Genomic DNA, 557 nt, shown 5'->3' with positions numbered 1-557 from the left:
GGGGTGAGTACGCCCGCACCCGCCCGAAGTCCGTGCTGCGCGCCGAGCTCGGCGAGCACGCCGACGAGATCTCCCGGCTGTTCCCCGAGGTTACCGAGCGCGTCGGGGTTGTCGGTGCCCCCCTGGCCGGCAACGCCGAGGCCGAGCGCTTTCGCCTGTTCGAGGCCCTCGACGGTTGGCTGCGCGCGATCGCCTCCCGACGCCCCGTGGTCGCCATCCTCGATGACCTGCAGTGGGCGGACCGCTCGTCGCTACTCCTGCTGGCGCACCTGATGCGGCTGCCGCGGGCGACACCGCTGCTGGTGATGGCCACCTACCGCGACACGGGCCACGGAGAGCTGGCGTCCTTCCTGCCGGCACTGACTCGCGACACCGAGTGCCGGCGGGTGCGGTTGGGCGGGCTCGACCCCGAGGAGACCGTGGCGTTGGTCGGGCGGGTCTGGGGTCGGGACCTCACCGAACCAGGCCGCGAGTTGGCCCTCGAGTTACAGGCCGACACGGCGGGCAACCCGTTCTTCCTGACCGAGATGGTGCGCCACCTGGTCGACCTCGAAGCG

General features: G+C 72.0%; 1 protein-coding gene. It reads left to right on the top strand.

Annotated features, from left to right (window positions below; translation table 11 throughout):
* Positions 1-557, top strand: a 557-nt coding sequence (locus tag U9977_RS25870) for an AAA family ATPase (RefSeq protein WP_322751895.1), incomplete at both ends; no start/stop codon positions are given.

Source organism: Protofrankia sp. Cas8 (assembly GCF_963555845.1).
GTDB lineage: Bacteria > Actinomycetota > Actinomycetes > Frankiales > Frankiaceae > Protofrankia.
This window is presented reverse-complemented; position numbering and strand designations above follow the sequence as displayed.